We start from the raw sequence: 21,615 nt of genomic DNA, 5'->3' as shown, positions 1-21,615 counted from the left end.
GCAGGGGCGCGCGCCGTCTCCACGGGCGACGGAGGGCCGCCCTGCTCCCACTCTGCCACCGCGCGGCGGGGGGTGCGAAGGGGCCCCGCGGGCCGCTGCGGGCCCGTTCAACCAGGCGGGGTGTCGCGAATCCGGAAGGCATCGGTGGCGCCGGTGAGTTCGAGCATCCGTAGCACCAGCGAGCGGGGGCGCGCCAGTTCGATCCGGCTGCCGTCGTCCGCCGCCCGGGCCTGGGCGCGCAGCAGGGCGTTGAGCCCGGAGGAGTCACAGAACTCCAGGCCCGCGCAGTCGACCACCACGACGGTGGCGGGCTCGGCCAGCGCCGGGTCCAGGGCCCCCCGCAGCTCGGCGACCGAGTCGAGGTCGAGTTCGCCGTACAGGGCGAGGACGGTCCCCTCGGCCCACGGCGACGCTTCCACGATGAACCTGCCGGGCGGTGCTTCGGCCGCGAAGCCCGGGCCGGTGGCCCTCGGCCACGGCGGCGGTGTCCTCGGGGTCACGGCGCTCCTCCTCCTTCCCGTCGACAGCCCCCGGTACGTGACTGTCCGCTGCGCGGCGTCCGAAACGCCCGGAGCGCGGGAAACTCGGGGCCGCCCCGGCTCAGCCCGGTCCGGCGCCGCGGCCCGACGCGGAATCCGGCGGGAGATCCGGTGGTGAGTACGTCGGGGAGTCCAGAGGTGAGGGCACCTCCAGCCAGACCAGCTTCCCCTCCCCCTCCGGCAGCGCCCCCCAGGCCTCGGCGAGCCGGTCCACCACCCGCAGACCGTGCCCGCCCGGTCGGCCCGGGTCGGCGTACGGGCGCAGCCGGGGCGGCTCCGGGCTGGCGTCGGCGACCTCTACCCGCAGCCGGGCGCCGTTCCAGTTCAGCCGCAGCTCGCGCGGGCCGCCCGGGGCGTGCAGGCAGGCGTTGGTGACCAGCTCGGAGACCATCAGCAGCACGTCCTCCGCCACCGCCTGGCGCTCCTCGTCGTCGGCGGGCAGCCAGTGCCAGGACTGCAGCGCCTGTCGGCTGAACTCCCGACAGCGCCCCACCGCGCCCTCACTGCCCGTCAGGGCGAGGCACCTGGTCTGGCCGAAGCCCGAAGCGCGGCCGGGTCCGGGGCGGTCCATGGCCGGGCTCCTCAGACCGGGTCCGACGGCGGGCCGTCGCCGGGGGCCCGAGGCCCCCGGCGCAGCCCGGCCGCCTCCGCGTCGAGGCGGGCGCGCGGCAGCGGGTTCAGCCTCGTCGAGTCGCAGAACCACAGGTCGGCCAGGTAGGCCACGATCCGCATGATGCCGTCGTCCACCGGCCGGGCGAGCGCCCCGCGCAACCCCTCGGCCGTCTCGTGGTCCAGTTCGCCGGCGACGCTGATGATCCGCACCGACCCCTGCCGGTCGTCCATGCCCGGCGTTTGCCCGGCGCCGTCGTGCCTACACCCGAACGCCCGGGACCCACGGCCACCGGGCCGGGCGGCCGGGGAGATACTTGACAGCCTCAACCTTTCAGGCCTAGCGTGCGTCATCGCAATTGCTTCATGCCATGAAGCATTGAGTGCGCAGGCCGTCCCGAAGCACCGCGAGACCCCGTTTCCCTGGAGACCACGTTCATGACCCCGCTCGACCACAGCGCCGCCGTCGCCGCCGAGACCGCCCACTTCGTCACCGCCGTGCAGCAGGCCGACCCCGCCCTCCCGGTGCCCAGCTGCCCCGGCTGGTCCCTCGCCGACCTCGTCCGCCACGCCGGCAGCGTGCAGCGCTGGTTCACCGTCCTGCTGCGACAGCGGATCCAGGAGCCGCCGCGCAGCCGCGACGTCGACCTGCAGCTGCCCGAGCGGCCCGAGGAGTACCCGGCCTGGCTGGCCGAGGCCGCCGAGCAGGCCGCCTCGACCTTCGCCCAGACCGACCTCGACGCCCCGATGTGGGCCTGGGGCGCCGACCAGCACGCCCGCTTCTGGGTGCGCCGGATGCTGTTCGAGACCCTCGTCCACCGCGCCGACGCCGAGCTCGCGCTCGGCCTGGCGCCCGAGATCGAGCCCACCCTCGCGGCCGACGGCGTGGACGAGTTCCTGACCAACCTGCCCTTCGCCGCCTTCTTCGCCCCCAAGACCGCCGAGCTGCGCGGCGACGACCGCACCATCCGCTTCAGCCGCACCGACGGCGACGGCACCTGGCTGGTGCGCCTGCGCCCCGACGGCCTCGGCCTCGTCCCGGACGACGGCGACACGACCGCCGACGCCACCGTCCAGGCCACCGCCGCCGACCTGCTGCTCCTCCTCTACCGGCGCCTCGACCGCAGCGCCGCGAGCGTCACCCTGTCCGGGGACGAGGAGCTGCTGGCGCTCTGGTTCGCCAACTCGGCGTTCTGACCACGGCCGGGGGCCCGTTGGTCAGTCGGTCCCGCTCGGTCAGCGCAGCGGGTCGAACGGCCCCAGCTCCGCCGGGCGACGGCCGGTCACCATCGCCTCGGCGAGGAGTTGGCCGGTCACCGGACCGAGGGTGATGCCCCACATGCCGTGCCCGCCGGCCGCGAAGACCCGCGGTGACCGGGTCGCCCCGATCAGCGGCAGCCCGTCCGGGGTGCACGGGCGCGAACCGACCCACTCGTCCCGGCGCGCGTCCAGATCGGCACCGCGCAGCATCGGCCGCGCGGCCTCGGCGATGGCCCGGATCCGGCGGCGGTCCAACGGCGCCCCGGGACTGCGGAACTCCATCATCCCGGCGACCCGCAACCGCTTGCCCAGGGGCGTACAGGCCACCCGCTGGGCCGGGAAGTACAGCGGATCGGCGGGCAGGCGCTCCATCGGCACGCTGAAGCTGTAGCCGCGGCCGGCCTGCACGACGGCGCGGACGCCGAACCTGCGGCCGAGCTCGCCCAGCCACGCGCCGCCGGCCAGCACCACCGCGTCGTACGGCTCGGGGGCGCCGCCGGACGCGAACACGTCGACGCCGCGGGCGTGGTCGCCGACGTCGGTCACGGCCGTACGGGTCCGGATGTCGCCGCCACGGCCGCGCACCGAGTCCGCCAGGGCGAACACGAACTGCCCGGGGTCGAGGTAACGCTGGCCGCGCAGCCGGACGGCCGCGCCGACCTCCCCGGACAGCGCCGGCTCCAGAGCCCGCGCCTCGTCGCCGCTGAGGAGGTCGTACTCCAGCTCCTGGCCGGCCGCGTGGAGGTGCTCGATCTCCTCGACCAGCACCCGACGCTCCTCGACGCCGCGGTAGGCGGCCAGGAAGGACCCGGCTTCGACGGTCTTCGCCTCGACGCCGCCGGCGGCCAGGGCGTCGAAGCCGGCGAGTGCCCGGCGGTTGACCGGCACCAGCGAGTCCATCGCGCGCCGCCAGCGGGCTGCCGTGCTGTGCCGCACGAATCCCGCCAGGAACCGGAGCAGTCGCGGGTCCGCGCTCGGCGGCACGTACACCGGCGAGGACGGGCTGAGCACCGCGCGAAGGCCGTACTTGAGCACGGCGGGTTCGGGCAGCGGGGCCGCCAGGCCGGGGGTCAGCCACCCGGCGTTGCCCCAGGACGCCCCCGCCGCCACCTGCTTGCGCTCGTACACGGTGACGTCGACGCCGAGCTCCTGCAGGAACCAGGCGGTGGACAGACCGACCATGCCGGCCCCGACGACGGCGACGCGTCGCGGCGGTGAGTCGGTCGATGCGGAACGGGCCATGGGTTCGCTCCTCCTGTTGCTTCCCTGATCTGCTTCACCGGTCTGCCGCGTCACCGGTCTGCCGCTCCCGCGGGGGGAGGCGCTCTCCATGGTGGGCCGGGCGGCCGCCACCGTCCTGGTGGCGGGCGGCCAATTCCGGCCCACAGGATGGTGCGCCGAGCACAACGGGTGCCGCAGACTGTTCGGATGAACCAGCCGCCCGCGTCCGCCGCCACCGGTTCCGTCCGATGATCGGCACGACCGACCTCGTCGACTCCCTGGGCGCCGGGTTGCTGCGTGTGGTGGTGACCGGACCCGACACCCGGGTGCACGACGTCGTCCTGGCCGTGCCGGGCGAGGTCACCGGCCAGCCTGGCGAACTCCTCCTCGGGGTCGGCCCCACCGGCCCGGCCGCCGCCGTCTCGCTCGTCCGGCAGGCCGGAGCCGCGGGGGCCGCCGGTGTCGTACTCAAGGCTCCGCTGGCCGACGACCCAGAGGTGGTCGCCGCCGCCCGGCAGCAGGGGCAGACGCTCATCGAGCTCCAGCCGCACGCCTCCTGGTCGCACGTCGTCTGGCTGGTGCGCGGGGTCATCGACCGGGCCTGCGCGCCCCAGCCGGCCGGCCCCGGTGGCCATGACGTGCACAGCGACCTGTTCACCCTGGCCGACGCCGCGGCCGAGATCGCGGACGCCCCGGTGACGGTGGAGGACGCCCAGTCGAGGGTCCTGGCGTACTCCGGCCGTCAGGACGGCACCGACCGTGCCAGGGTCTCGACCATCGTGGGGCGGCGGGTACCACCGGAGTTGATCGCCCACTTCCGGGCCCGCGGCCTCTTCCGCAGACTGGCCCGCTCCAACGAGCCCGTCCACGTCCCCGCCGGGCCGGACGGCACCCTGCCCCGGCTGGCCGTCCCGGTCCGCGCCGGCGGCGAGTGGCTCGGAGCGATCTGGGTGGTCGCCGCGACTCCGGTGCCCCCGAAGCGCGTTCAGCAACTCACCGACCTGGCCTCGATCGTCGCCCTGCACCTGCTGCGGCTGCGCGCCGAGACGGGCATCGCCCGCCGGGTCTCGGACGCCCAGCTGCGCACCGTCCTGCGGGACGGCCCCGGGCCGGGCGGCCCTGAGCTGCCACCGCCCCCGTGGCGCGTGGTGGCACTCGGCACCGCAGACCGCACCGAGGACGTCCGCCGACAGCTCGACCTCTGGGAGTCGGTCGTCCGCCGGTTCGGCTGGCATCAGCCGCTCCTGGTCGACCTGGACGACGTGCCCTTCGCCGTACTGACCGAGCCGCCGCGCCCGCACCGTCAGACCGCCGCGGACACCGGATCGATGCCCTGGCTGCGCCGCGTACTCGGCGAGGTCCGCACCCACGACCGGGGCCGGTACGCCGCAGCGGGCGGGCTCGCGCGCTGCCACGCCGAACTGCCCCGCTCACGGGCCCAGGCCGCCGAGCTGATCAGCCTCGCCGCCGCCGGCCGGGCGGCCACCGGCTCCCCGGACGGGGTGGTCCTGCTGGAGGACGCCTGGGACGCCGTACTGATCGAACGCGCCCGCACCGCGCTCGGGCCCGACGCCTGCCTGCTCGGCGGTCCCCTTCCGGACCTCCGCGCACACGACGAGGCGCACGGCACCTCGTTCCTGCCCACCCTCGCCGCCTGGTTGGACCACTACGGCGAACCGCAGGACGCCGCGCGGGCCCTGCGGATCCACCCCAACACCCTGCGCTACCGGCTGCGCCGGATGGCCGAGGTGACGACGGTCGATCTCTCCTCACCACAGGTCCGCCTGGCGTTGCGCCTCCTGCTCGGCACGCTGCTGGACGGGCCCAGCCCGCTCACGCCGCCCGCCGGTCGGTGTGGACCGCCTCAGCCTGCGTGAAGGATCCGGAAGCGTCCGGCGTCCGCCGGATCCCGATCGACGACCTGGACCGACGGCCACGCCCACTGCCAAACGCCGATGCCCGGCGTACGGGAGAACCGGATCCGCCCGCGGGTGCCCTCGACAGCGACGCACGGCCAGGACTCGGCGATGCGCGCGCGGTCCGCACCGTGCGAACGGAGCAGGTCGGCGAGGACGGCCACCGTGTCGTAGCCCTCGAAGGCGACGAAGGAGGGCGCTTCACCCAACCGCTCACGCAGGGCCGTCTCGACTCGCGCACCGAGTGGGCTGAGACGCTCGGGCAGGTAGCGCAGGAACGGGATCGCCGAGCCGTCGTCGCCCAGCAGCGCCACCCATTCGGCGAACTCCGGTTGCCCGGCCGGGGCACCGATCACGATCTCGGCGAGGCGCCGGTCGCGGCGGACGGACTTCACGATCGACACGGCCGGCTCCGGGTGGCCGGCCAGCAGGAGCAGGGCTGTCGCGCCATGCTCGACGAGCTCGTCGCACACGGCCGCGGGGGCGAGGGTGCCCATGTCGAGCTCGACGACGGTGCCGCCGCGCGGAGCGAGGTGGTCCCGCAGGATGCGGGTCCCGGACGCCCAGTAGACACTCGGCTGGGCTGCTACGGCGATCCGGCTGTGGCCCGCGCCGAGGAGGAAGTCCGCGTAGGTCCGCCAGCCGTGGGACTGCGCCGGGGCGAGGCGCGCGACCCAGTCCGTCGGCTGGTCGGTGAGCGCGTCGAGCACCGCTGACGAGCAGAGGAACGGCAGCCCGAGCGCGTCCGCCCTGGCGGCGACGGCGCGGGCGACGACGCTGTGGTACTCCCCCGCCAGGGCGGCCACGCCCAAATGAGCCAGTTCGTCCACGGCCGCCGCGGCCTTCTCCGGATCGGCCGCGGTGTCCCGGACCGCCAGTTCGAGCGGCCTTCCGCCGATCCCACCGGCGTCATTGACCTCGCGAACGGCCAACTCGAGTCCGGCGAGCAGGTGTTGCCCGGCCTCCACCCAGCCGGGCCTGGTCAGCGGCACGAGCGCGCCGATCCGCACCGATGATCCGTCAGTCCGCCCCGCTCCGGCTGCCGATGGTGACGTGTTCATGTATTGGCGTCTCCCGCGTGACGATTCGGTCGCAGGTCGCCCGGAGCGCCGAACGGCAGGGTTCGGTGGTACATGTCCACCTCTGCCGGCCACGGCGAGCACACCTGCGTGATCACGCCGGACATTGCATCCACCACCGTCGCCGACAGTCAACCGAATTCGCGTTCGTCCAGCCGCACCGCGCGGGCCCGGTCACCCGCGCCCGCCACGGCCACACCGCCCTCCGGCGTCCGCCCGTCCTGATTCCCGCCCACCGAGCCCACTTGTATAGTCAGGCGCCCAGCCGGATGTGGACACCATGGACACCTGGACGTTCGTCGCCGCCTCGACCGCGCTCGACACGGCCTTCCGGCTCGGGGCGACCGGTCAGCCGGTGGCGGCGAGCATGCCGTCGAAGGTGGCGGCCGCGAGGCCGAAGGACAGGGTCATGCCGATGCCCGAGGTGACCGAGATCGCCCGGACGCCCGACGCCAGGTCGCGCACCAGCAGCGGACCGCGGGGGCTGCTGGCGTAGACGCCCTGCCAGCGCTCCAGGATCCGCAGCCGCTCGACGCCCAGGACCCGCGCGACGGCCCCGATCAGCAGTTCGTAGCCGCGCTCGTCGATGAACGGCGGGGTGGTGGCGTCGTAGTGGTGCGAGTCGCCGACCAGTACGGTGCCGTCCGGCAGCCTCGTGAACATCACGTTGGCACCGATCTCCAGCAGCTCCGCGCTGTGGCCGAGGACCTCCTCCCGCAACCGGGCGGCCGACGGCCGGCTGGTGAAGGCGTCGTAGCGGAGCATCGAGGTGGCCGTCAGCACCGCGGAGTCGGTGGCGAACCCGGCCGGGGCCTCGGCCCGCGCCATGGTGAGGCGGCAGCGCTGGACTTCGTGGTCCTCGGCGATGTCGGGGAACAGGTAGTCCAGGTCGTGACCGACGCAGATCAGTATCCGGTCGCCGTGGACCGGGCCGCGGGTGGTGTGCACCGTCCCGGACTCGACGCCGGTGACGGCGGTGCCCCAGAGGATCCGGCCCTGCGACTGCCCGGCCACCCAGCGGGCCAGGCCGGGTGCCGCCTCGCGCGGGTTCACCCGCAGGTCGGCGGGCAGTATCGCGCCGCCCACCAGGTCGCCGGCCGCGCCGGCCGCGCGACCGAGCAGCGCCGCCGTCTGCGCGGCGGTGCGCAGCTCGACGGCGTCGCCGCCGCGCTCGGCGCGCAGCTCCTCCAGGACGGCCGCCTCGGTCGCCGACCGGGCCACCACCAGCGTGCCGGCCTCCGCGGCCCAGATACCGGAGGCCTCGGCGGCGCGCAGCCAGCCAGGCCGCGAACGCTGGGCGAGGGCGAGCAGTTCGCCGTCCTGGGCGCTGATGCAGCAGTGGCCGAAGTTGCGGACCGAGGCGCCGACGGGCTGCCGGTCACGCTCGACGACGGTGACGGAAAGCCCCTGGCTCAGCGCCTCGAAGGCGTGGGCCAGGCCGATGATGCCGGCGCCGACGATCACTACGTCGCTGCGGCCGGGCGTGCCGGGGGTGCGCGTACGGGAGGTGGCGGGGGCGGTGGTGGGTGTGCTGCTGCTCATGGCTCCAGATTCCGGGCCCGCCGGCATCAACGTCAAGAGATGTCTGTACAAGTTACCGTCTGTTCATCCACTCGACGACCACCGGATTCGAACGGCCCTCCGGGAAAACGAGCAGGTGGGCCCCGCCTTGAGAAGTTCCGACCCGGAGTGTCATAGTCAGCTTGTGAAGACAAGTGACGAGCTTCCTCTCCACCAACGGCTCGGCGCCGAGTTCCAACGCCGCATCGAGTCCGGCGAGTGGCCCGAGGGCGAGCCGGTGCCCAGCGAGTCGCAGCTCTGCGCGGAATTCGGCACCTCCCGCGGCCCGGTCCGCCAGGCACTGGCCATGCTGCGCCGCGAGGGCAGCCTGGTCGGCGGCCGCGGAAAGCCGCCGGTCGCCCGCCGCTCGGCCCCCTCCCAGCCGTTCGGCACCTTCCTCTCCTTCACCCAGTGGGCCCGCACCATCGGCCGCGAACCCGGGCAGACGACCGTCGAGGTGGCCCGCCGCCGGGCGACCCCGGAGGCGGCCGCCCGGCTCGGCCTCACCGAAGGGGAGCCGGTCGTCGAGCTGGTACGACTGCGGCTGCTGGACGGCGTCCCGGCCATGCTGGAGCGCTCCACCTTCGTCCACGAGGTCGGCCGCATCCTGTTCGACTTCGACCCGGACACCGGTTCCGTCTACGAGGAACTGCTGCGCCGCGACGTCGACCTGCACCACGCCCGGCACACCATCGACGCCGTCGCCGCGGAGCCGAGCGACGCCGAGCTCCTGCGGATCACCGTCGGCGACCCGCTGCTCCGCGTACGACGACTCACGACGTCGAGCCAGGGCGTGCCGCTGGAGGACGCGGACGACCGCTACCTGCCCGCCATGGCCACCTTCACCGTCGAGAACACCATCAACGGCCGTACCGTCGTCGGCCGCTACCGCACCGAAGAGGACTGACACCGTGATCGAGCTCGCCGCCCTGGACATGGCCGGTACCACCGTCAACGAGGCCGGTGCCGTCTACCGGGCCCTGCGCACCGCCGTCGAGGGCACCGGGGTGCCGGTCGCCGAGGCCGACCTCCAGGCCTGGATGGGCACCGACAAGCGCGAGGCCATCGCCGCCCTGGTCCGCATCGGCGGCGGCACCCCGACCCCGGAGCTGGTCGAGGAGGGCTACGCGGCCTTCCGCGAGTTCCTGCGCGAGGCCTACCGGACCACTCCCCCGCGGGCCATCCCCGGTGTCGAGGACGCCCTCGCGGAGCTGCGTCGACGCGGCATCAAGGTGGCCCTGACCACCGGCTTCAGCGACGACGTCGCGTACCCGCTGCTGGAGTCGCTCGGCTGGTCCACCGGTGAGGGCGGCAACCTCGACGCGGTGGTCACCTCGGACGAGGTCCCGCGCGGGCGTCCGGCGCCGCACATGATCCACCGGGCGATGGAGAAGACCGGGGTCGTCGACACCCGCCGGGTGCTGGCCGCCGGCGACACCGTCGTCGACGTCCAGGCCGGCGCCAACGCCGGTGCCGGTGTGGTGATCGGCGTCCTGACCGGGGAGCTCACCCGCGCCGACTTCGAGGGGCACCCGCACACCCACGTGCTGGACAGCGTCGCCGACATCCCGTCGCTTCCGGAGGCCCGGCCCGCCGTCTGATCCGACCGCCACGGAAGCCGCCGGGGATGGCGTTCGCCCCCGGCGGCTTCCGCGTTTCCGCCCCTGCTCCGCCCCTCCGGCAGGCCATGTCCGCGTCATCGCTCGGACCGGCACCGTTCACTGCACGCGGCTGATCCCGGGGTGCCCGCGATCCCGAAACTTGTCCAGACAAGATAAACCCCTCGTGACCCCCGTCTCACCGCGGCCAACCACAACGCCGTCCGCGGCGACCTACGGCGGCTCCGCCGACCGACCGGCACCTGATCTGGCGGCCGGGGCTGTCGTCGAGCCGCACCGCAGGACCCGGACTCTGGCACATCGGTGCCTCGACTCATCCCGGCCCCGGCCTCTCCGGGGGTTCCGAACACCTGATCGCCCGCCGGCTGCTCGGCCGTGCCGCACAGCTCCGTGGCCTGCTCGCCGCAGGGCGAACGGTCCTGCGGCGATCCCCCGTCCGGGCACGGTTCGACCGGTCGGCGGCAAGGGCCCGGGGCTGCCCGAAGGGCCACCCGGGGAACGGGGCGTGCGGACGCTACCGTCCGGTGTAGGTGAACTCGTCGGCCGGGCTGGTGGGAGAGGTGGCCTTGCCTACCGTCACGGTGATGTTCACCGTCTGCTGGACGTCGAGCAGACCGGGCGCGGTTGCGATGATCTGGCCGGTGGAGACGAACTCGACCGAGTCGGATGCTTTGTCCTTGAAGTGCACGGTGGCGCCCTCGGTGAAGCCCTCGCCGCTGATGGTGACCGGGGTGCCGACCTTTCCGCTGGTCGGACTGACCGCACTGACCACCACAGGCGCGGGTCCGCCATAGGCGAACTGCCCCATGGCGACGGCCGGGGAAGTGCCGAGGGTGTTGGTGACGCGGACGTGGACGACGCCGGTTCCGCTGGGGACCTGAGCGGTGATCCTGAGGCCGGAGGGGTCGATGTCGAGCTTGGTGCAGGCGAATTGGTCGAAGTCGACCACACTGTCCGGACTGAAACCGGTGCCGTTGACGGTCACCGTGTCGCCTGCTGCGCCGAAGCTGGGGGTCACGTCGGTCACCTCCGGCCCGGAAGGGACGTCAGGCGCCCCCACCAGCTCCAGGTAGGTGGAGTTGGCGTGCTGGAAGGCGACCTGGCCGAGGAAGTCCTGGGTGGTCTTGTTGACCAGGCTCTTGTTGAGGCTCGTGTATCCGGTGTTCATCAGGCAGAGCGTGCCGGGCTGGACGTAGACGTTGCCCTTGGTGCGCTGGGAGAACGTCCCGATGAGCAGCTTCACCTCGTCGGTCGCCTGCGGTCCCGGGCTCGGGTACCAGCCGGCGGTGGTGTCGAGATCGGCCCACGCGTGCGGTACCAGGTCGTAGGCGTTGTTCTGGCGCTCGTCGATGACCCACGACAGGGAGTTGAAGTAGTCGACGAAGCTCTGCAAGCCGGCGGTGGGAGCGGCATAGGTGATCACCGCGAACTTCGGCTGTTTCGGCCAGGTCTTTGCCTGTGCCTGCAGGTACGGCGCGAGCATGGTGGCGATGCAACCGCCCAGGCTGTGACCGGTCAGATAGACGGTCGGCTGCGGCGAGGAGGGCGCCGCCTTGAGCGCGGCGGCGAGTGCCTGAACGAGCGTGACGTTCGGGGAGGGTGAGGCGATCGAGCGGGCGTTGGTAACCCGGTCGAACGCATCCTTCGCCCCCTTGGAAACGACGGGCTTCGGCGATCCGCTTTCGGGGAACGGGACGACTTTGCCGACCTCGAGGTCCTCGAGGATGTCGGTCCAATCGGCGTCCGTTCCGCGAGCGGCCACGGCGAACTCGTTCGAGCCGTTGGTGCTCTTCGCGATGTATGCCATGTTGGCGTTGGCGTCGCTCAGGGCGAGCCACACCAGCTGCCACGCGTTCTGCGTCGCAAGGCTGGGATCGCTCAGTTGCGCGTTGATGCCGGTGATGATCCGTGCGGTCTGATGTTCCAGGGTCTCCCCGGACGGACGCGGGGTGGCCCCGGTGGATGCAAGGGCAGCCAGGGTCATGGTCACCTGGGCGATTGTCGGATCGGGTGCCATCGTCGTTCCTGCTCCTCGAATGTTTTGCCGGTGCGGAGGCGGGACGGCCTTTCGGCGGCATCAGGGCGGATCTGTGCCGAACCGACCGTCAGAGTGGATCGCGCACAATCAGACCTCCCCTCTGCGTTGTCCGGTGCTCTTCCTGCCTTCAGGTTGACCAGGTTCACCTTGTTGGCCGTTCGTCATGGGCGCAGGTGACGGCCGCCGTCACGGCCGGGCACAGCTACACGCTCACCGAGGTACACCCTGTACGACGACGTCACGCTGTCCTGAGCCGGTGAGCTGGCGCCGGGCCGTTCGACAACGGCCCGGCGCCGTCCCGGCTCACCCCGACCGGCCGTCGCTCACCGGCACCGGCGCAGCAGCACCCTTCCGCGGGGTGACCGGCGCACGGGCCGTCCGCAGCGCGTCCGGTTCGTGGCTCGAACATCGTGGTCCAGCACGGTCACGGCCTCGTCCCGATTTCGCTGGCCATCGACAGCCCGGGTAGCGCAGACTCGGGCCGGACACTTTTCAGACCGGAGGATGGTTTTCATGGTTGAGCGGCCCTTGACGCTGATGGCGGTGCACGCCCACCCCGACGACGAGGCCACCGGAACGGGGGGCGTGCTGGCCCGGTACGCCGCGGAGGGCATCCGTACGGTCCTCGTCACCTGTACCGACGGCGCCTGCGGTGACGGGCCGGGCGGCGTCAAGCCGGGCGAGCCCGGCCACGACCCGGCGGCCGTCGCCGCGATGCGCCGTCAGGAGCTCCAGGAGAGCTGCGACGTCCTCAAGGTCAGCCATCTGGAGATGTTGGACTACGGCGACTCCGGAATGATGGGCTGGGCGGCCAACGACGCTCCCGGCTCCTTCTGGCGGACGCCGGTCGAGGAGGGCGCCGCCCGCCTCGCCGAACTGCTGCACCGCTACCGGCCCGACGTGGTCGTGACCTACGACGAGAACGGCTTCTACGGCCACCCCGACCACATCCAGGCGAACCGCATCACCATGGCGGCGCTGGAGCTGAGCGGGATGACGCCGAAGGTGTACTGGACGACGGCGCCGCGCTCGATGATGCAGCGCTTCGGCGAGGCCATGCGCGAGTTCGGCGCCGACTGGGAGGAGCCGGACCCGGTGGAGGAGGCCGAGGTCATGCCCGAGATCGGCCTCCCCGACGAGGAGATCACCACCTGGGTCGACATCACCGAGTTCGGCAGCCAGAAGTTCGACGCCCTGGCCGCGCACGCCAGCCAGGGCGAGAACATCTTCTTCCTGCGGATGGGCAAGGAGAGGTTCACCGAGCTGATGGGCGTGGAGACCTTCGTCCGGGTCCGGGACACCACCGACGCCGCCGTGCCCGAGACCGACCTCTTCGCCGGCCTGCGCTGACCGCCGGCGCAGCCGTCCGTTGACCTGAGGACCCGTCGGGCAGCCGTGACAGGCCGCCCTACGGGTCCTCACCTTGTGCGGCATCCGGGCGCGGGGACGGAAGTCAGGGCGTACGAAGGAGAGTTCGCAACCAAAGTGACTCCGTCGGGCCACCGACTCACGCTCGCGCTCCAGCACGCTCTTACGACGGAAGACGTGCGATACCGATCCTGGCAGCGGACCCGTTCGTGTTCCGACGAGAGAAATCCCGCATGGCCATCGGAATCCGACTGCCGCACGCCTCCGCCGCCCTGGGCGCGGCCCTCCTCACCGCCACGGTCGCCGTCCCGCTGACGGCGACGCCGGCGCGGGCGGCGACCCCCATCTGCCTGCTACTTCCTCGACAGCGGCGCCGTCAGTACCGGCGCCGCGGTCACCGTCAACCAGGCGGGCACCGCCAACACCCAGGACTGGGCCACCCTCAGCTGACAGCCGAGGTTCCGCACGGCCGGACCGCCGCGTCACCGCCCCCCGGCGACGCGGCGGTCAGCGCGTCGTCGGCCGCGTAGCCGAGCACTCCGCCGCCGAAGGCCGTCAGGCGCGCTCCGAGCAGCTGTGCCGCCAAGGCTTCCTGAGCTGCCGCCAGTTCCTTGCCGCACTCCCCGTCTCAGGTGATCAGTGACGTGAGGATGGCGCGACCCGGTCCCGTCAGTCAAGATCACACTATTCCCCAACCGCCAGAACGGAGAGGCAAGATGACGATCAAACAGAACACCGGCGGTGGCTTCGTCCGGGCGGCGGCATGCTGACGTTCATCGTCGCCGCGCTCATCCTCATCATGATCCCCGGCCCCGACCAGGCGCTGATCACCCGCAACGCCCTGGTCGGCGGCCGGACCGCCGGTCTGTACACCACGCTCGGCGGCATGCTGGGCCTCAGCGTGCACGTGTCGGCCGCCTCGCTGGGCGTGTCCTCGCTGCTGGTCGCCTCCGCCGTCGCGTTCACGGTGCTCAAGGCCGTCGGAACGCTGTACCTGGTCTGGATGGGCATCGCCACCCTGCGCGCGGCCCGGCAGTCCGCGAAGGGCGCGGCGGACGCGACGGCACCGGCGGCGGCCGGGAACAACCGGCTGGTGTACCTGCGGCAGGGCTTCCTGTCGAACGCGCTCAACCCCAAGGTGGCGCTGTTCTTCGTCACCTTCCTGCCGCAGTTCCTCCCCGCCACCGGGCACACGCTGGGCCAGGCACTCGTTCTCTCCGCGGTGTTCGTGGTGCTGTACCTGCTCTGGTTCAGCCTCTACACCGTCACCGTCGACCGCATCGGCGCGTTCCTGCGGCGCCCACGGGTGCGCAGCCGCATCGAGCGGGTGACCGGCGCGCTGCTGATCGGCTTCGGCGTCCGGCTCGCGCTGATGCACTGATCCCCGGGGTTGTGGCCCGGGGATCAGGTGCCCGGGCCACAACCCCGTGCTCGGCGGACCTAGGCGAGCCTGGCGGCCAGGTCGTCCAGGCCGAGCGAGCCCTGGGCGAGCACGTCCGTGTGCCAGGCCCGGAGGTCGAAACCGGGCCCCAGCCGCCGCCTGGCCGCCTCGCGCGCCGCCGTTCCGGCCGGTCCAGGCGTCGAGCTGGGCGATGACCGCCCGGGCCTGCCGGGGCGCGCACAGCAGCCCGCGGCGGATGCCCTCGGCCGAGGTCGCCCGGTAGCCGTCCAGCGCGCCGGGCACGTTGCGCAGCCGCCCGGCGACGGCCGCCCAGTTCTCCTCCGTGGCGGTGGGCATCATGATGAAGACGCCCCGCACCTGGAGCACCGGCGAGTTGACGCTGCGCAGCTGACGGAACCGGTCCCCGGCCTCATACACGGCGAGCTCCGCGGTCAGCCGCTCCCGCAGCAGCCGGGCGCAGTCCCGTTCCGCGGCGTCCTCGGGGATCCCGGTGCTCCGCTCGGCGGCGTCAACCGCGGCCAGTGCCTTCCGGGCCAGCTCGGCGAGCGCTTCGAAGCCTTCCGGCGACAGCTCCGGCTACCGGTCGTCCTCGGGGTGCAGGCCGAGTCTGGTCGATGTCGGCGGATCGAGCGCCGCGGCCTGCGCGACGTGGTCATCGGCGATCCTGCGGAAAGTCCTCGGCGTCTCGGGCCTGTTCTCCCATGCCGGCGCACCGGCCGAGGCCCTGTCAGCGAGCGGGGGCCTGAACGAGACAGTGGAACCGTCCGGGGCGGGTCGCTCGTCGGAGCGTGCGTACGCCCGTCGGCCCCGAGGCCGTGCGGGACAGCGGAACCGGGGGGCCGTCGAGGTGCTGATCCTGCTCGTACTCTTCATCGCGGGCGCCGGCCTGGTCCTGATCGGCGTCCACAAGCTGCACACCGCGGTGCCGACCTGCTACGGCCGGCCCATGTCGCCCGAGGACGTCTGCCACCCCCGCGCCGCCCATGCCTACGGCGAGGGCATGCCCGAGCCCCACGACTCGACCTACCGGCAGCAGTTGGACAGCCTCACCAGCGGGGGCTGGACCGCCGTCGTGATCGGCGTGGTCCTGCTGGCGCTGGCCGTCGTGATCGGCGTCGCCTGGGCGGCCTCCGCCGCCCAGGACGGCCGGAAGTGAACCGGCCCGCACGCCGAGAGTGAACAGGCCCGCACGCCGGCGTGAACCGACGGGTGCGCCGGGAGCGGATCGGCCGGTGTACGACCGGCCGGGAGCCCGTTTCGGTCGAGCCCTCTCGTGTCCGGAACTGTCCCCTGGATCTCCTACGATGACCGCCATGAACACAGCTGGGGCGGAACGACGCCTCGTCGACGGGCGCTTCGAACTGCTTCAGCAGCTCGGTGGCGGCGGCATGGGCCTGGTCTGGCGGGCCCGGGACAACGCACTGCACCGCGAAGTGGTGCTCAAGGAGGTCCGCCCGGCGGACCCGGCGATGGCCGCGGCCGACCCGGACGGGGTACGGGAGCTGCGCGAGCGGGTGCTGCGCGAGGCCCGGGCGCTCGCCCGGATCCAGCACCCCAACGTCGTGGTCATCCACCACATCGTCGACAGCCCGGACCACCCCCACCCCTGGCTGGTGATGGAGCTGGTCAGCGGCGGCAGCCTCGCCGACCGGCTGGCCGAGGGCCCGCTCGGCGTGGCGGAGACCGCCCGGATCGGGCGCGGCGTGCTGTCCGCGCTGCGCGCCGCCCACGCCGTCGGCATCCAGCACCGGGACGTCAAGCCCGGCAACGTGCTGCTGCGCCCCGACGGCACCCCGGTGCTCGCGGACTTCGGCATCGCGGCCGTCCAGGACGCCACCGCCCTGACCGCGACCGGCGCGCTGATCGGCTCGCCCGAGTACATCGCACCGGAACGGATCCGCGGTCAGGAGGGCAATCCCTCCTCCGACCTGTGGTCGCTCGGCATGCTGCTCTACGTCGCCGTCGAGGGCCACCACCCGTTGCGCCGGGCGACCACCCTGGCCACCCTCGCCGCCGTCCTCGACGAGCCGCTGCCACCGCCGAGCCGGGCCGGGCGGCTCGGGCCGCTGCTGGTCGCCCTGCTCGGCAAGGACCCGGCGCTGCGCCCCGACGCCGAGCAGCTCGACCGGGCGCTGGAGCAGGCCGAGTACGAGCCCGAGACCGTCCCGCTCGCCCCGGCTGCCCCGGCCACCCATCCCGCCCAGCCGGTTCCGCACGACCGCATACCCACCGGCTTCCCGGCACCCCCGACGACGGGCCTCTCTCCTGCCGCGTCGACGTCCCGCCGGGGCCGCGTCACGGTCGCCGCGGTGGCGGCCGGCGCCGTGGTGCTCGCCGGCGCCGGGGCGCTCTACCTGAACCGGTCCGGCGCCGACGCGGATACCGGCGCGGCCAAGGCCCCGAGCGCCACGACCGGCGCCACGAGCACCGTGTCCGACGACCTGCCGCCCACGACCGCACCGTCCTCCGCCGCCTCGCCGGCCGCGGTGCCCGGCTCGGCCGCCGCCGTACCGCCGGCGGCGGCCCCGTCCGCCGACGCGAACCTGCTGAACCCGGACGGCGTGCGCCGCACCGTCACGACCCTGCAGCCCTACCTGTCCGACCACAAGGTCTTCGAACTGACCGTCTACCCGGAGTACGCCATCGCCGAGGTCCCCACCTCGGCCGGCCCCAACCTCTACGACCGGATCACGATCCGCGACGGCAAGATCACCCGCGAGGCGGGCGGGGAGCTGATGGGCGACGAGAAGCCCATCGACCTGCAGCAGTACAGCTGGGACGTCATACCCGGCCTGCTCCAGCGCGCCCAGGCCACCCTGAACGTCCCCCAGCCGACCACGCGCTACCTGCTCATCGACTCCGACATGTTCGACGGCACCCCCACCATCAAGGTCTACCTCGCCGACGACTACGGCACCGGCTACCTGGAGACGGACCCGAAGGGCACCACCAAGCGCACCAACCCGCGCGGCTCCTGAACCGCCCTCAAAGCGGCGCGACGCCCGCGTGCCGGAGCGCCGAACGCGCGGCCTGGACCCCGCACAGCCCGTGCACGCCGGCCCCGGGCGGGGTGGCCGCGGAGCAGAGGTAGACGCCGGGGATGCCGGTGGCGTACGGGTCGAGCGCGGCGCGCGGGCGCAGCACCGTCTGCAGCGCGGTGTTGGCGCCCGTGGAGATGTCCCCGCCGACGTAGTTGGCGTTCTCGCGCGCCAGCCGGCCGGCCGACGTGACGGCCGTGGCGAGTACCCGGTCGCGGAAGCCGGGCGCGAACCGCTCGATCTGGGCGAGGATCGCCTCCGTGGCGTCCCCCTCGTAGCCGTGCGGCACGTGGGCGTAGGCGTACACCGGGTGCACGTCGCCGCGCGAGCGGCCGGGATCGGCGAGGTACTGCTGAGCCACCAGCGTGAAGGGCCGCGCGGGCATGCGCCCGAGGGCCGTCTCGCGTTCGGCGTGGGCGATCTCCTCCAGGGTGCCGCCGACGTGGACGGTGCCGGCCCGGCGGCAGCCCTCGTGGCGCCACGGGACACCGTCCTGGACGGCGAAGTCCATCCGGAACGCCGCCGGACCGTGCCGCCAGCGGCGGTACGCGCGGCGCACCCGCGCGGGCAGTTCGCCGCCGCAGAGGTCCGCCGCCGCGCCGGGCGCGAGGTCCAGCAGGACGATCGGGCACGGCCGCAGCTCGGCCAGCGAGCGTACCGGCCGCCCGGTCTCGATGCGTCCGCCGAGTTCGACCAGCCGAGCCGCCAGCGCGCCGCTGATCCGGCCGGAACCGCCCCGGGCGACCGGCCAGCCGCGGTGGTGCGCCGCGGCGAGCAGCATCAGGCCGACGGCCGAGGTCAGCGGCCGCTCCAGCGGCTGGAAGGCGTGCGCGGCCGCGCCGGCGAACAGGGCCCGGGCCCGGTCGGTGCGCCAGCTGCGGGCGAGCAGGGTGGCCGGCCGGACGGCCTTCAGGCCGAAGCCCGCGAGGGTCACCGGGTGCCGGGGCGGCCGCAGGAGCGGGCGCAGGGCGTCCTCGGCGAGGGCGTCGAAGTCCGCGCTCAGCCCGCCGAACACCCGCTCCCAGCTGGCCGCGTCAGGCCCCAGCCCGCGGGCGCTCTCCCGTACCGAGCGCACCGCCACGGCCGCGTCCCCGCCGTCCAGCGGGTGCGCCAGGTCCACCTCCGGCCAGACCCACTCCAGTCCGTGCCGGGCGAGGTCGGGAGAGCGCAGCAGGGCGGAGGCCACACCGAAGGGGTGCACCGCCGAGCAGTGATCGTGCAGCAGGCCCGGCAGGGTGGCCTCGCCGCTGCGGGCGCCGCCGCCGATCTCCTCGGCGGCCTCCAGCACCGTGACGGCGAGGCCGTGCCCGGCGAGCGTGACCGCCGCGGCCAGCCCGTTGGGCCCGGAACCGACGACGACGGCCTCGCTCCGCTCACTCATGCCCTGCCTCCCTGGTGCGCCGCTCCCCTCGTCTGACTGGGCCGGACCCGCCCGGCCCCGCCCGGAACCGCGTCAGCAGATCCGCGGCAACTGCTCGCCCATCGGCAGGTCGACCACCCGGGTGCCGCCGAAGCCGGTGCGGGCGACGACCATCCCGGGGTGGTCGGCGACGCACTCGCCGATCACCACCGCCTCCGCGCCGAGGGGGTGGGCGCGCATGGCGGCGAGGACGGCGTCCGCCTCGCCGGGCGGGACGAAGGCGACGAGCTTGCCCTCGTTGGCGATGTACATCGGGTCCAGGCCCAGTACGGCGCAGGCGTTGGCCACCGGATCCGGGACGGGCACGGCGCGTTCGCTCAGCACCACACCCACCCCGGCCGCCGCCGCGATCTCGTTGAGCGCCGCCGCCAGGCCGCCCCGGGTGGGGTCGCGCAGCACGTGCAGGTCGGGGGTGGCGGCGAGCATCGCCTCGACCAGGCCGCCGAGCGCCGCGCTGTCACTGCACACCTCGACCCCGAACTCCAGGCCCTCCCGGACGCTCATGATCGCCACCCCGTGCAGCCCGATCGGCCCGCTGACGATCACCACGTCGCCGGGGACGGCCCGCTGCGGCCGGATGTCGACCCCGGCCGGAACGAGCCCGATGCCGGCGGTGTTCAGGTAGACGCCGTCCCCGTGCCCGGCCTCCACCACCTTGGTGTCCCCGGTGGCCACCTCGACCCCGGCGGTGCGGGCGGCGGCGCCGAGCGCCCGGGCGACCCGGTCCACCGCGGCCATCTCCACCCCCTCCTCCAGAATGAAGCCGCAGGACAGGTAGGCCGCCCGGGCCCCGCTCATGGCGAGGTCGTTGACCGTGCCGTTGACGGCGAGGTCGCCGATGCAGCCGCCGGGGAAGAACAGCGGCCGCACCACGTAGGAGTCAGTGGAGAAGGCGAGCCGGGCGCCGCCCAGCTCCAGGACGGCGGAGTCGCCGAGCCCCGCCAGCGCCCGGCCGCCGAACGCGGGCGCGAAGAGGTTCTGCACCAGCTCGGCGGACATCGCCCCGCCGCCGCCGTGCCCCATCACCACCCGGGGGTGGTCGCGCAGCGGCAGCGGGCAGGTCCAGCCGGAGAAGTCGGGCGCGGCCGACGGTTCCGCCAGCATCTCGGTGTCAGCCAACGGAACTCGCCTCCTGAGGCGTGATCGGCGTGCTCAGCCGCCGGTAGAGGTAGTACGCGGCGCAGGCCCCCTCGCTGGAGACCATGGTGGCGCCGAGCGGGGTGCGCGGGGTGCAGACGGTGCCGAAGGCCTCGCACTGGTGGGGTTTCAGCAGCCCCTGCAGCACCTCGCCGGCGCGGCACTCGGCCGGTTCCCTGGTGGCGATGCCCGCGACGTCGAAGCGGTGCTCGGCGTCGTGGTCCCGGTAGCGGGGCGAGAGCCGCCAGCCGCTCCGCGGGATGACGCCGATGCCGCGCCAGGGGCGGTCGGCCACCTCGAAGACGTCCGCCAGCATGGCGCGGGCCGCCGGGTTGCCCTCGGGCCGGACGGCGCGCGGGTAGGCGTTGTCGACGGTGTGCTCGCCGCGCTCCAGTTGCCGTACGGTCCGTCGGATGCCCTCCAGGATGTCCAGCGGCTCGAAGCCGGTGACGACGATCGGCACCCGGTGGCGTTCCGCGAGCGCCGGGTACTCGGCGGTGCCCATCACGCTGCACACGTGCCCGGCGGCGAGGAAGCCCTGGACCCGGCAGTCCGGCGAGTCCATGATCGCGTCGATGGCGGGTGGCACCCGCACGTGCGAGACCAGCATGCTGAAGTTGCGCAGGCCCTGCTTGCCGGCGAGGTGGACGGCCATGGCGTTCGGCGGGGCGGTGGTCTCGAAGCCGATGCCGAAGAAGACGACCTCCCGGTCCGGGTTCTCCCGGGCGATCCGCAGGGCGTCGAGCGGCGAGTACACCACCCGGACGTCGCCGCCCTCGCCGCGGACGCGGAACAGGTCCCGGTCGGTGCCGGGCACCCGCAGCATGTCCCCGAAGGAGCAGAAGATCACCTCCGGCCGGGCGGCGATCGCCAGCGCGCGGTCGATCACCTCCAGCGGGGTGACGCACACCGGGCAGCCCGGCCCGTGGATCAACTCGACCTCCTCCGGTAGGAGTTGGTCGATGGCGTGCCGAATGATGCTGTGCGTCTGGCCGCCGCACACCTCCATCAGCGCCCACGGCCGGGTGACCGTCGCCCTGATGTCGGCGAGCAGCCCCTCGGCCAGCTCGGGGTTGCGGAACTCCTCCAGGTACTTCACCGTCCGGCCTCCTCAGCCCCTCGCTCCGCCCCGGCCGCCCCGGCCACCCGCGCCGCCTCCCACGGGTCACCGAACTCCTCCTGCAGCAGCCCGAGTTCCTCGAACAGCTCCAGGGTCCGCCGGGCCGACTCCTCGTCCAGGCGCTGGAGCGCGAAGCCCACGTGGACGATCGCGTAGTCCCCCACCTGAAGGTCGGGCAGGTACTCCAGGCACACGTCCTTGACCACCCCGCCGAAGTCCATGACCGCCATCCGGGTCCCGTCACGCTCCCCGATCTCCGTCACCCTGCCGGGCACCGCCAGGCACATCC

The 21,615-nt window shown here is 73.5% G+C and carries 21 protein-coding genes and 1 pseudogene; 8 read left to right on the top strand and 14 right to left on the bottom strand.

The genetic code is table 11. The features are described 5' to 3' along the window. Nucleotides 1–107 precede the first annotated feature (107 nt). The 3 genes from ACH4E7_RS10915 to ACH4E7_RS10905 all read right to left on the bottom strand — a co-directional run bounded on the left by ACH4E7_RS10915 (nucleotide 108) and on the right by ACH4E7_RS10905 (nucleotide 1,382). Entirely contained in the window at nucleotides 108–500 is a 393-nt protein-coding gene (locus tag ACH4E7_RS10915) for an STAS domain-containing protein (protein WP_396248701.1), read from the bottom strand. Nucleotides 501–600: 100 nt separating this feature from the next. Then, on the bottom strand, nucleotides 601–1,110 hold the full coding sequence (locus tag ACH4E7_RS10910) for an ATP-binding protein (RefSeq protein ID WP_396248700.1): 510 nt from the start codon (nucleotides 1,108–1,110) through the stop codon (nucleotides 601–603). Between the two features lie 11 nt (nucleotides 1,111–1,121). Next, a complete protein-coding gene (locus ACH4E7_RS10905; RefSeq protein WP_396248699.1) occupies nucleotides 1,122–1,382 on the bottom strand; it encodes a hypothetical protein in 261 nt (86 codons plus the stop codon). Nucleotides 1,383–1,586: 204 nt separating this feature from the next. Here ACH4E7_RS10905 and ACH4E7_RS10900 point away from each other — a divergent pair, with 204 nt between their 5' ends. Next, nucleotides 1,587–2,345 (top strand): maleylpyruvate isomerase family mycothiol-dependent enzyme, encoded by a 759-nt coding sequence (locus ACH4E7_RS10900; protein WP_396248698.1) that lies wholly within the window; start codon nucleotides 1,587–1,589, stop codon nucleotides 2,343–2,345. Nucleotides 2,346–2,384: 39 nt separating this feature from the next. Here the strand turns inward: ACH4E7_RS10900 and ACH4E7_RS10895 are convergent, their stop codons facing one another. After that, on the bottom strand, nucleotides 2,385–3,650 hold the full coding sequence (locus tag ACH4E7_RS10895) for an NAD(P)/FAD-dependent oxidoreductase (RefSeq protein ID WP_396248697.1): 1,266 nt from the start codon (nucleotides 3,648–3,650) through the stop codon (nucleotides 2,385–2,387). A 227-nt stretch (nucleotides 3,651–3,877) separates the two neighbouring features. Here ACH4E7_RS10895 and ACH4E7_RS10890 point away from each other — a divergent pair, with 227 nt between their 5' ends. Further along, nucleotides 3,878–5,506 (top strand): PucR family transcriptional regulator, encoded by a 1,629-nt coding sequence (locus ACH4E7_RS10890; RefSeq protein WP_396248696.1) that lies wholly within the window; start codon nucleotides 3,878–3,880, stop codon nucleotides 5,504–5,506. Here ACH4E7_RS10890 and ACH4E7_RS10885 read toward each other — a convergent pair. After that, the gene (locus ACH4E7_RS10885) at nucleotides 5,494–6,606 is read right to left on the bottom strand and encodes an ABC transporter substrate-binding protein (RefSeq protein WP_396248695.1); all 1,113 of its coding nucleotides are present in this window, start codon (nucleotides 6,604–6,606) and stop codon (nucleotides 5,494–5,496) included. The two genes, ACH4E7_RS10890 and ACH4E7_RS10885, sit on opposite strands and share 13 nt — an antisense overlap. A 366-nt stretch (nucleotides 6,607–6,972) precedes the next feature. Beyond that, a complete protein-coding gene (locus ACH4E7_RS10880) occupies nucleotides 6,973–8,166 on the bottom strand; it encodes a TIGR03364 family FAD-dependent oxidoreductase (protein WP_396248694.1) in 1,194 nt (397 codons plus the stop codon). A 163-nt stretch (nucleotides 8,167–8,329) separates the two neighbouring features. Here ACH4E7_RS10880 and ACH4E7_RS10875 point away from each other — a divergent pair, with 163 nt between their 5' ends. Together ACH4E7_RS10875 and ACH4E7_RS10870 are read left to right on the top strand one after the other, a co-directional pair. Next, entirely contained in the window at nucleotides 8,330–9,091 is a 762-nt protein-coding gene (locus ACH4E7_RS10875) for a GntR family transcriptional regulator (protein ID WP_396248693.1), read from the top strand. Nucleotides 9,092–9,095: 4 nt separating this feature from the next. Continuing rightward, on the top strand, nucleotides 9,096–9,785 hold the full coding sequence (locus tag ACH4E7_RS10870) for a phosphonatase-like hydrolase (RefSeq protein ID WP_396248692.1): 690 nt from the start codon (nucleotides 9,096–9,098) through the stop codon (nucleotides 9,783–9,785). 532 nt (nucleotides 9,786–10,317) lie between these two features. Here ACH4E7_RS10870 and ACH4E7_RS10865 read toward each other — a convergent pair. Continuing rightward, entirely contained in the window at nucleotides 10,318–11,787 is a 1,470-nt protein-coding gene (locus tag ACH4E7_RS10865; RefSeq protein WP_396248817.1) for an IPT/TIG domain-containing protein, read from the bottom strand. Between the two features lie 567 nt (nucleotides 11,788–12,354). Here ACH4E7_RS10865 and ACH4E7_RS10860 point away from each other — a divergent pair. Continuing rightward, a complete protein-coding gene (locus ACH4E7_RS10860) occupies nucleotides 12,355–13,191 on the top strand; it encodes a PIG-L family deacetylase (protein ID WP_396248691.1) in 837 nt (278 codons plus the stop codon). Nucleotides 13,192–13,651: 460 nt separating this feature from the next. On the opposite strand, the gene ACH4E7_RS10855 is transcribed toward ACH4E7_RS10860, so the two are convergent. Continuing rightward, nucleotides 13,652–13,795 (bottom strand): hypothetical protein, encoded by a 144-nt coding sequence (locus tag ACH4E7_RS10855; protein ID WP_396248690.1) that lies wholly within the window; start codon nucleotides 13,793–13,795, stop codon nucleotides 13,652–13,654. 177 nt (nucleotides 13,796–13,972) lie between these two features. Between ACH4E7_RS10855 and ACH4E7_RS10850 the strand changes: the two genes are divergently transcribed. Then, entirely contained in the window at nucleotides 13,973–14,590 is a 618-nt protein-coding gene (locus ACH4E7_RS10850; RefSeq protein WP_396248689.1) for a LysE family translocator, read from the top strand. 59 nt (nucleotides 14,591–14,649) lie between these two features. Here ACH4E7_RS10850 and ACH4E7_RS10845 read toward each other — a convergent pair whose 3' ends face one another. Further along, nucleotides 14,650–14,742, bottom strand: coding sequence for a hypothetical protein (locus ACH4E7_RS10845; protein ID WP_396248816.1), 93 nt, complete (start codon nucleotides 14,740–14,742; stop codon nucleotides 14,650–14,652). An 88-nt stretch (nucleotides 14,743–14,830) separates the two neighbouring features. Then, nucleotides 14,831–15,133: pseudogene (locus ACH4E7_RS10840) on the bottom strand (DUF885 family protein); the annotation flags it as partial. Between the two features lie 325 nt (nucleotides 15,134–15,458). Between ACH4E7_RS10840 and ACH4E7_RS10835 the strand changes: the two are divergent. Beyond that, nucleotides 15,459–15,767 (top strand): hypothetical protein, encoded by a 309-nt coding sequence (locus ACH4E7_RS10835; protein WP_396248688.1) that lies wholly within the window; start codon nucleotides 15,459–15,461, stop codon nucleotides 15,765–15,767. 157 nt (nucleotides 15,768–15,924) lie between these two features. Next, complete coding sequence (locus tag ACH4E7_RS10830) at nucleotides 15,925–17,589, top strand: serine/threonine-protein kinase (RefSeq protein WP_396248687.1); 1,665 nt, start codon at nucleotides 15,925–15,927, stop codon at nucleotides 17,587–17,589. A gap of 7 nt (nucleotides 17,590–17,596) precedes the next feature. On the opposite strand, the gene ACH4E7_RS10825 is transcribed toward ACH4E7_RS10830, so the two are convergent. The 4 genes from ACH4E7_RS10825 to ACH4E7_RS10810 form a co-directional block, all read right to left on the bottom strand. Further along, nucleotides 17,597–19,030: a phytoene desaturase family protein gene (locus ACH4E7_RS10825; protein WP_396248686.1), complete on the bottom strand. Its 1,434-nt coding sequence runs from the start codon at nucleotides 19,028–19,030 to the stop codon at nucleotides 17,597–17,599. Between the two features lie 72 nt (nucleotides 19,031–19,102). Beyond that, a complete protein-coding gene (gene hypE, locus ACH4E7_RS10820; protein WP_396248815.1) occupies nucleotides 19,103–20,173 on the bottom strand; it encodes a hydrogenase expression/formation protein HypE in 1,071 nt (356 codons plus the stop codon). A 7-nt stretch (nucleotides 20,174–20,180) separates the two neighbouring features. Continuing rightward, on the bottom strand, nucleotides 20,181–21,305 hold the full coding sequence (gene hypD, locus ACH4E7_RS10815) for a hydrogenase formation protein HypD (RefSeq protein ID WP_396248685.1): 1,125 nt from the start codon (nucleotides 21,303–21,305) through the stop codon (nucleotides 20,181–20,183). After that, nucleotides 21,302–21,613, bottom strand: coding sequence for a HypC/HybG/HupF family hydrogenase formation chaperone (locus tag ACH4E7_RS10810; protein WP_396248684.1), 312 nt, complete (start codon nucleotides 21,611–21,613; stop codon nucleotides 21,302–21,304). Before ACH4E7_RS10810 ends, hypD begins: the two co-directional genes overlap by 4 nt. Nucleotides 21,614–21,615: the final 2 nt, after the last annotated feature.

Source organism: Kitasatospora sp. NPDC018058 (genome assembly GCF_044327205.1).
GTDB lineage: Bacteria > Actinomycetota > Actinomycetes > Streptomycetales > Streptomycetaceae > Kitasatospora.
This window is presented reverse-complemented; position numbering and strand designations above follow the sequence as displayed.

Coding starts and splice junctions, on each gene's coding strand:
- ACH4E7_RS10910 (WP_396248700.1), bottom strand. CDS start 1,110: ATGGACCGCCCCGGACCCGGCCGCGCTTCGGGCTTCGGCCAGACCAGG.
- ACH4E7_RS10905 (WP_396248699.1), bottom strand. CDS start 1,382: ATGGACGACCGGCAGGGGTCGGTGCGGATCATCAGCGTCGCCGGCGAA.
- ACH4E7_RS10900 (WP_396248698.1), top strand. CDS start 1,587: ATGACCCCGCTCGACCACAGCGCCGCCGTCGCCGCCGAGACCGCCCAC.
- ACH4E7_RS10895 (WP_396248697.1), bottom strand. CDS start 3,650: ATGGCCCGTTCCGCATCGACCGACTCACCGCCGCGACGCGTCGCCGTC.
- ACH4E7_RS10890 (WP_396248696.1), top strand. CDS start 3,878: ATGATCGGCACGACCGACCTCGTCGACTCCCTGGGCGCCGGGTTGCTG.
- ACH4E7_RS10885 (WP_396248695.1), bottom strand. CDS start 6,606: ATGAACACGTCACCATCGGCAGCCGGAGCGGGGCGGACTGACGGATCA.
- ACH4E7_RS10880 (WP_396248694.1), bottom strand. CDS start 8,166: ATGAGCAGCAGCACACCCACCACCGCCCCCGCCACCTCCCGTACGCGC.
- ACH4E7_RS10865 (WP_396248817.1), bottom strand. CDS start 11,787: ATGACCCTGGCTGCCCTTGCATCCACCGGGGCCACCCCGCGTCCGTCC.
- ACH4E7_RS10860 (WP_396248691.1), top strand. CDS start 12,355: ATGGTTGAGCGGCCCTTGACGCTGATGGCGGTGCACGCCCACCCCGAC.
- ACH4E7_RS10850 (WP_396248689.1), top strand. CDS start 13,973: ATGCTGACGTTCATCGTCGCCGCGCTCATCCTCATCATGATCCCCGGC.
- ACH4E7_RS10830 (WP_396248687.1), top strand. CDS start 15,925: ATGAACACAGCTGGGGCGGAACGACGCCTCGTCGACGGGCGCTTCGAA.
- ACH4E7_RS10825 (WP_396248686.1), bottom strand. CDS start 19,030: ATGAGTGAGCGGAGCGAGGCCGTCGTCGTCGGTTCCGGGCCCAACGGG.
- hypE (WP_396248815.1), bottom strand. CDS start 20,173: ATGCTGGCGGAACCGTCGGCCGCGCCCGACTTCTCCGGCTGGACCTGC.
- ACH4E7_RS10810 (WP_396248684.1), bottom strand. CDS start 21,613: ATGTGCCTGGCGGTGCCCGGCAGGGTGACGGAGATCGGGGAGCGTGAC.